General features: G+C 70.8%; 6 protein-coding genes and 3 pseudogenes. 8 read left to right on the forward strand and 1 reads right to left on the reverse strand.

Annotated features, from left to right (window positions below; all coding sequences use genetic code 11):
- The 3 genes and pseudogenes from FUT87_RS28720 to miaB form a co-directional block, all read left to right on the forward strand.
- A pseudogene (locus tag FUT87_RS28720) lies at nucleotides 1-387 on the forward strand (hypothetical protein); the annotation flags it as partial.
- Between the two features lie 67 nt (nucleotides 388-454).
- Nucleotides 455-973 (forward strand): hypothetical protein, encoded by a 519-nt coding sequence (locus tag FUT87_RS12495; RefSeq protein ID WP_186830506.1) that lies wholly within the window; start codon nucleotides 455-457, stop codon nucleotides 971-973.
- 55 nt (nucleotides 974-1,028) lie between these two features.
- Entirely contained in the window at nucleotides 1,029-2,369 is a 1,341-nt protein-coding gene (miaB, locus tag FUT87_RS12500; protein WP_147240005.1) for a tRNA (N6-isopentenyl adenosine(37)-C2)-methylthiotransferase MiaB, read from the forward strand.
- Between the two features lie 15 nt (nucleotides 2,370-2,384).
- On the opposite strand, the gene FUT87_RS12505 is transcribed toward miaB, so the two are convergent.
- Nucleotides 2,385-2,657 (reverse strand): hypothetical protein, encoded by a 273-nt coding sequence (locus tag FUT87_RS12505; RefSeq protein ID WP_091727104.1) that lies wholly within the window; start codon nucleotides 2,655-2,657, stop codon nucleotides 2,385-2,387.
- A gap of 130 nt (nucleotides 2,658-2,787) precedes the next feature.
- On the opposite strand from FUT87_RS12505, the gene hemA reads away from it, so the two are divergent.
- From hemA to FUT87_RS12530, 5 genes and pseudogenes are all read left to right on the forward strand, one after another.
- The gene (gene hemA, locus FUT87_RS12510; RefSeq protein ID WP_147240006.1) at nucleotides 2,788-4,116 is read left to right on the forward strand and encodes a glutamyl-tRNA reductase; all 1,329 of its coding nucleotides are present in this window, start codon (nucleotides 2,788-2,790) and stop codon (nucleotides 4,114-4,116) included.
- Between the two features lie 131 nt (nucleotides 4,117-4,247).
- Nucleotides 4,248-5,337, forward strand: a pseudogene (gene prfA, locus FUT87_RS12515) (peptide chain release factor 1).
- Nucleotides 5,338-5,447: 110 nt separating this feature from the next.
- Nucleotides 5,448-6,215 (forward strand): annotated as a pseudogene (gene prmC / locus FUT87_RS12520) (peptide chain release factor N(5)-glutamine methyltransferase); the annotation flags it as partial.
- A gap of 212 nt (nucleotides 6,216-6,427) precedes the next feature.
- On the forward strand, nucleotides 6,428-7,111 hold the full coding sequence (locus tag FUT87_RS12525) for a hypothetical protein (protein WP_147241227.1): 684 nt from the start codon (nucleotides 6,428-6,430) through the stop codon (nucleotides 7,109-7,111).
- An 82-nt stretch (nucleotides 7,112-7,193) separates the two neighbouring features.
- A partial coding sequence (locus tag FUT87_RS12530; protein WP_310735190.1) for a glutaredoxin domain-containing protein occupies nucleotides 7,194-7,376 on the forward strand: 183 nt, incomplete at its 3' end.

The raw sequence follows: 7,376 nt of genomic DNA on the forward strand, positions 1-7,376 counted from the left end.
CTGGCCCGCGGCGATCGCGTCGCCCCGGGTGTCGGCGACATGGTCGCCACCGGCATCCCCGCGGACCTGCGCACCACGCCCGCCGGCCGCTACGACAGCCTGCCCGGCCCCAACCTCAAGGGCGAGACCGTCATCTGGGTCGACTACGACGCCGCCTTCGCCATCCATCGCCTGCGCCCCAGCCCGGCGCGCGAGCGCCGCGCCGAGCGGCTCGCCTCGCCGTCGCCGGACGACAACCGGATCTCGCTGGGCTGCGTGGTCGTCACCGGCGAGTTCTTCGACCGCGTCGTCGCGCCGGTGCTTGGCCACGGCGCCGGTGTCGTCTACGTGCTGCCCGAGCCCGCGCCGGCACCGCTGGCGCAGGGTGACGCCACCCGCCAGCTCTGACGCCCGGGTCCAAGGCCGCGCGGGCGGCGGCGCGCCCCGCCGCGCTCGTCCCGTTAAACTCGCGCCCTTGCGAATTTTCCGCAGCCACTGGATCTACACCATGTACCGCTGTGCCCCGCCCGCCCTGCCCCGTCGTCGCCTGCTGACGACGTCGGCCGCCAGCACCGCTGCCGCCGCCGCAACTGCCGCCGTCTTCGCGGTCCTCTCGACCGTCGCCGGCATCGGCGCGTTCACCGCGCCATCGACCGCCCACGCGCAGATCGTCCCCGGCCACCGCTATTTCCCGCAGCGCGCGCTGCGCGGCGAACTGGTCATCGGCGTCACGCCGGACGTGAAGCTCAACGGCAAGGCCGCCCGGCTCGCGCCCGGCGCCCGCATCCGCAACGCGGTCGACCAGGTCGCCACGCCGGGCTCGCTGTACGACCAGAAGCTGACCGTCCTCTACACCACCGACATCAATGGCCTGCTCATGGACGTCTGGGTGCTGAACGAGGTGGAGCTGGCCAACAAGTCCTGGCCGACCTCCCCGCAGCAAGCCTCCCAGCTGGTCTTCGACCAGGCCAGCCAGGTCTGGCGCAAGCCCTGATCCCCTGAACGCCGGCCCGCCCCGCGGGTCGCGCCGATGTCTCCCGGAGCTCCCCATGAGCAAGAAAGTCTTCATCAAGACCTTCGGCTGCCAGATGAACGAGTACGACTCGGACAAGATGGCCGACGTGCTGCGCGCCGCCGAGGGCTACGAGCCCACCACCGACGTCGAGCAGGCTGACCTGGTGCTGTTCAACACCTGCTCGGTCCGCGAGAAGGCGCAGGAGAAGGTGTTCTCCGACCTGGGCCGCATCAAGCACCTGAAGGCCAAGGGCGTGATGATCGGCGTCGGCGGCTGCGTCGCCAGCCAGGAGGGCGCGGCAATCATCGAGCGCGCGCCCTATGTCGACGTCGTCTTCGGCCCGCAGACCCTGCACCGCCTGCCGCAGATGCTGGCTCAGCGCCAGGAGCAGCTCCGCCCGCAGGTGGACATCTCCTTCCCCGAGATCGAGAAGTTCGACCACCTGCCCCCGGCCCGCGTGGAGGGCGCCTCCGCCTTCGTGTCCATCATGGAAGGCTGCTCCAAGTACTGCTCCTACTGCGTGGTGCCCTACACCCGCGGCGAGGAGGTCAGCCGGCCCTTCGAGGACGTGCTGGAGGAAGTCGCCGGCCTGGCGGACCAGGGCGTCAAGGAAGTGACGCTGCTGGGGCAGAACGTGAATGCCTACCGAGGCAAGATGGGCGACTCCGACGAGATCGCCGACTTCGCGCTGCTGCTGGAGTACGTGGCCGAGATTCCCGGCATCGAGCGCATCCGCTACACGACCAGCCATCCCAACGAGTTCAGCCAGCGTCTGATCGACGCCTACGGCAAGATCCCGCAGCTGGTGAACCACGTCCACCTGCCGGTGCAGCACGGCTCGGACCGCATCCTGATGGCGATGAAGCGCGGCTACACCACGCTGCAGTTCAAGAGCATCGTGCGCAAGCTGCGCGCGGTGCGGCCGGACATCCGCGTCGCCTCGGACTTCATCGTCGGCTTCCCCGGCGAGACCGACGAGGACCACGCCAAGACCATGCAGCTGGTGCGCGACATCGGTTTCGACGCCTCGTTCAGCTTCATCTTCAGCCCGCGCCCCGGCACGCCGGCCGCCAACCTGGCGGATGACACGCCCCACGAGGTGAAGGTGCGCCGCCTGCAGGAACTGCAGGCCGAGATCGAGGCCACCGCGATCCGCTACAACGACAGCCTGGTGGGCAAGACGGTGCCGGTGCTGGTGTCCGGCCATGCGCGCAAGGACGCCACCGAGCTGATGGGCCGCACCGAGTGCAACCGCATCGTCAACTTCAAGGGCCATGAGCGGCTGATGCACCAGATCATCCCGATGCGCATCACCGAGGCCTTCGCGCACTCGCTGCGCGGCGAGGTGCCGATCACCGCCGACCTGGCCGGCTGAGCGGCCCGCTCAGCCTCAGCGCTTGTAGCTGACGCCCCACTGGGCGGCGGTGACGCCCAGCAGCATCAGGCCGTAGCCGGCCATGGTGCCGTCGCGCCCGGTCAGCATCAGGGCGGCGGCGATGCCCATCGTCCCGCCCAGTCCGCCCCAGACGGCCAGCGTGCGCCAGCGCATGCCGGCGACGGTCTCCCGCCAGATCAGCTTGAGCGCCAGCGCCATCAGCGCGGCCACGCCCCAGGCGGGCAGGAACAGGTTGCCGAAATGCCAGACGGCGTCGAGTGGGTCCACGGGTCGGTTCGCTCCGGGCGAGGGGAAAAAGTGTGACGAAAGCGCCGTTCTTGACGCATCCCGGGGCGATGAGCGCGCCGCCAAGGCCGGTGCGGTGCACGGGTCGGGGCGGAATTTTATAATCGCGGCCATGTCCGTCTTCGCCCTCGGCCTGAACCACACGTCCGCGCCCCTCGACCTGCGCGGACGTTTCGCGTTCACGCTCGAGCAACTGGCGCCGACGCTGCTGCGCTTCCAGGACCAGGTCGGCGCGCCGCAGCGCCGCCGGGCCACCGCGGCGGAAGCCGCCATCCTCTCCACCTGCAACCGCACCGAGCTCTACGTCGCCGGCGACGCCGACATGGTCCGCCCCGCGGTGGACTGGCTGGCGCAGGTGGGCGGCGTTGGCAGCGCGACGCTGATGGACCACGCCTATGTCGTCGAGGACGGCGCCGCGGCCCGGCACGCCTTCCGGGTCGCCAGCGGGCTGGACTCGATGGTGCTGGGCGAGCCGCAGATCCTGGGCCAGCTCAAGCAGGCCGTGCGCGAGGCCGACCAGGCCGGCACCCTCGGCACGACGCTGCACCAGCTCTTCCAGCGCAGCTTCTCGGTCGCCAAGGAAGTGCGCAGCTCCACCGAGATCGGCAGCCACTCGATCAGCATGGCCGCCGCGTCGGTCCGGCTGGCCGCCCAGCTGTTCGAGCACCTCGCCGACATCCGCGTGCTGCTGGTCGGCGCGGGCGAGATGATCGAGCTGGTCGGCACCCATTTCGCGGCCAAGGGCCCGAAGTCGATCTCGGTCGCGAACCGGACGCTGGAGCGCGGCGAGAAGCTCGCCAGCCACCTGGGCGCCGAGGCCTTCCGCCTCGCCGACCTGCCCGACCGCCTGCACGAATTCGACGCGGTGATCTCCTGCACCGCCTCCAGCCTGCCGCTGATCGGGCTGGGCGCCGTCGAGCGCGCGCTGAAAAAGCGCCGCCACAAGCCGATGTTCATGGTCGACCTGGCCGTGCCGCGCGACATCGAGCAGGAAGTCGCTCAACTGGACGACGTCTATCTCTACACCGTCGACGACCTGTCCAAGCTGGTCCAGACCGCCGGCGAGAAGCGCCAGGCCGCCGTCCAGCAGGCCGAGGCCATCATCGAGACCGGCGTGCAGAGCTTCGTCCACTGGCTGGGCCAGCGCCACACGGTGCCGCTGATCCAGGCCCTGCATCAGCAGGCCGACAGCTGGCGCCAGGCCGAACTCCAGCGCGCCCGCAAGCTGCTGGCCAGAGGCGAGGACATCGACAGCGTGCTGGATGCGCTCGCGCGCGGCCTGACGCAGAAGATGCTGCACGGCGCGATGGCCGAGCTCAACGGCAGCGACGGTGAGCAGCGCCTGCAGATGGCGCAGACCGTGTCGCGGCTGTTCCTGCGCGGCAGCGCGAAGACGCCCGGCCTGCACGCCGACGCGCTCGGCGACGAAGCGGACTCGTAGCGGCGATCGCCGCCGGCACCGGCGATGCGCCCGGTGCCCGTTCCGCCCGCGGCCACCGCCGCGCAGTGTTCCCCCCGCCGCCCGCTCCGTCCGCTCCCCCTTCGAGGGGCCGCACTCCCTCCGGATTCCCCATGAAAGACGCCCTGCGCCAGCAGTTCGACCGCCTCGGCTACCGGCTGGCGGAACTCGACACCACCCTCGCCGACGGCAGCGTCGCCGCGGACATGAAGCGCTACCGGGCGCTGACGCGCGAGCAGGCGGAGGTGTCCTCGCTCGTCGAGCGCTACCGCCGCTACGTCCAGCGCGAGCAGGACCTGGCCGCGGCGCGCGAGTTGCTCGACAGCGGCGACGCGGACATGGCCGAGATGGCGCGCGAGGAGATCGACGCGGCGCAGGCGGACCTCGAGCAGCTCGACCAGGAGCTGCAGCTGGCACTGATCCCCAAGGACCCCGACGACGATCGGCCGGCCTTCCTGGAGATCCGCGCCGGGACCGGCGGCGACGAATCGGCGCTCTTCGCCGGCGACCTGACCCGCATGTACACGCGCTTCGCCGAAGCCCAGGGCTGGCGCTGCGAGGTGCTGTCGGCCAATGAATCGGATCTGGGCGGCTACAAGGAAATCGTGCTGCGGCTCGATGGCGACGGCGTCTACGGGCAGCTGAAGTTCGAATCCGGCGGCCATCGCGTGCAGCGCGTGCCGGCGACCGAGTCGCAGGGCCGCATCCACACCAGCGCCTGCACGGTCGCCGTCATGGCCGAGCCCGACGAGGCGGAGGAAATCCAGCTCAATCCCGCCGACCTGCGCATCGACACCTTCCGCGCCAGCGCGCGGGCGGGCAGCACGTCAACAAGACCGACAGCGCGATCCGCATCACCCATCTGCCCACCGGCCTGGTCGCCGAATGCCAGGACGACCGCAGCCAGCACCGCAACAAGGCCAAGGCGATGGCGGTGCTCGCCGCGCGGCTGCGCGAGAAGGACCGCAGCGAGCGCGCGCCAAGGAGGCGGCCCAGCGCAAGAGCCTGATCGGCAGCGGCGACCGCAGCGATCGCATCCGCACCTACAACTTCCCGCAGGGACGCCTGACCGACCACCGGATCAACCTGACGCTGTACAAGCTGGGCGCGATCATGGATGGCGACCTTCGCGACGTCCTCCAGGGCCTGCAGCAGGCGCAGGCGGCCGAGCAGCTTGCCGCGCTGGAAGGCGGGGCGACATGAGCATCCGTGACGGCCACGCCGACGGCGGCCCGGGCGCTCGATCGGGTGGCGGCCCCGCCCTGACCGTCGTCAACGCCGAGCGGACCGCGATCGCCGCCGGCCTGCCGCGCGCCGAGGCGCAGTACCTGCTGCAGGCGCTGCTCGGGGTCTCGCGCGCCTGGCTGATCGGCCATGACACGGACCTGCTCGACGCCGTGACGGCGGAGCGCTTCCACCACTGGCTGGCGCGCCGCCTGGATGGCGTGCCGCTGGCGTATCTCACCGGCGAGAAGGAGTTCTTCGGCCTGACGCTGCGCGTCACGCCGGACACCCTGATCCCCCGGCCCGACACCGAGCTGCTGGTGCAGTGGGCGCTGGAGCGCCTGGAGGGGCCGCGTCCCCTGCGCGTCGTGGACCTGGGCACCGGTACCGGCGCGATCGCGCTGTCGATCAAGTCGCAGCGGCCGGACGCGGATGTCCGCATGGTCGACTTCAGCCCGGGCGCGCTGGCGGTGGCGCTGGACAACGCGCAGCGACTGGGCTTGCAGGTCGACGGTCACCTGGGAAGCTGGTTCGAGCCCCTGGCGGGTCAGCCCCCCTTCGACCTGATCGTCAGCAACCCGCCCTACGTGGCGGGGGACGACCACCACCTGGACGCCCTGAAGCACGAACCCCGCACCGCGCTCACCCCCGAAGGGGATGGCCTGGCCGACCTTCGCCACCTGATCGAGGGGGCCCCCGCGTGGCTGCGGCCCGACGGTTGGCTGCTGCTGGAGCATGGCTTCGACCAGGCCGACGCCGTCGCCGCGATGCTGCGCGCGCGCGGCTTCATCGAGGTCGAGACCCGCCGCGACCTCGGCGGCCAGCCCCGCGCCACCGGCGGTCGCTGGCCCGGCTGAGCGCGCGCCGCGTTCGGATCTCAACCATTTGCACCCAACTTCACACGCTGTTTCCACACTGCGGGAACCCGCGCCGGGAATCCGCAACAGTGCCTGGAAACCCCCGCAACTCGATCTGGCGCGGTAACTCGGTGGGGCGTAGCATGGTCTGACTTGGTGCCCGTTTTGAACCATTTCGAAACGGGTGTTGTCGTCAGTCTGGGAGACCTGTCATGCGCGCCGCCCCCTTGCTCTTGCGCCTTGCCGTGGTCCTGGCCGGCAGTGTCTGCATGGCCGGTGCCGCCTGGGCCCAACAAGGCCTGCAGTTGAAGCCCGACCGCCAGGCCTTCACCCATTGGCAGGCCCGCCTGCAGGTGAGCCAGAGCCAGGACGACGACGCCCTCTCCTTCGACGCCCGCCGCGGCAGCCGCCTGCTGAGCGCCAACCTGCTGGCGGACTATTACCTGACCGGTTCCGGCCTGGGCGCCGGCACGCGTGGCGGCCTGCGGGCCACCGGGGGGCTGATGCTGGGCCCGATGTCGCTGCTGCAGAGCAGCTCCGGCCTGGCGCTCGGCCGCGGCGCGGCCTTGACGCCGTCGCTGTCGGCGGGCAGCCGCAGCCTCAGCCTGCTCACCGGCCCGGATCGCGAGCCCAATCTCTCGCTGTCCTATGTCGCGTCGGCTACACCAGCTACTCGCTGCGGGGCGGTTGGGGCTTCAGCGCCGACCTGGGCGTGGTCGGTGGCGGTGCCTCGGCGCTGCGCCTGGGCAACAGCGCGCCGCAAGCCGACCTGTCGCAGGACCTGCGCTACCGGCCGGTCGTCCAGTTCGGCGTCAGCTACAGCTTCTGAGCGTCACCGCCGGCGGATCGACAGCCCTTGGGCTCCGCCGAGCGCGGGCATGTCCGCTGCCCGATAATCGCTGGATCGCGCGGCCCGCCGTGCCGTCCCGGCGCGCGCCCGCACACGTCTTCCCGCATCAGCTTTCAGAGGATTCCGCCATGAGCGACGTTCAGCAACGCATCGACGACCTGGTCAAAGGCAACCGGGTCATGCTCTTCATGAAGGGCACCGCCCAGTTCCCGATGTGCGGCTTCTCCGGCCGCGCGATCCAGATCCTGAAGGCCAGCGGCGCCAGCGAGCTGAAGACCTTCAACGTCCTCGAGGACGAGGGCGTGCGCCAG

It is taken from the genome of Mitsuaria sp. TWR114 (genome assembly GCF_007997345.1).

Excerpts from the sequence above, each read along its gene's own strand:
- miaB (WP_147240005.1), top strand. The coding sequence starts at position 1,029 with ATGAGCAAGAAAGTCTTCATCAAGACCTTCGGCTGCCAGATGAACGAG.
- hemA (WP_147240006.1), top strand. The coding sequence starts at position 2,788 with ATGTCCGTCTTCGCCCTCGGCCTGAACCACACGTCCGCGCCCCTCGAC.
- FUT87_RS12525 (WP_147241227.1), top strand. The coding sequence starts at position 6,428 with ATGCGCGCCGCCCCCTTGCTCTTGCGCCTTGCCGTGGTCCTGGCCGGC.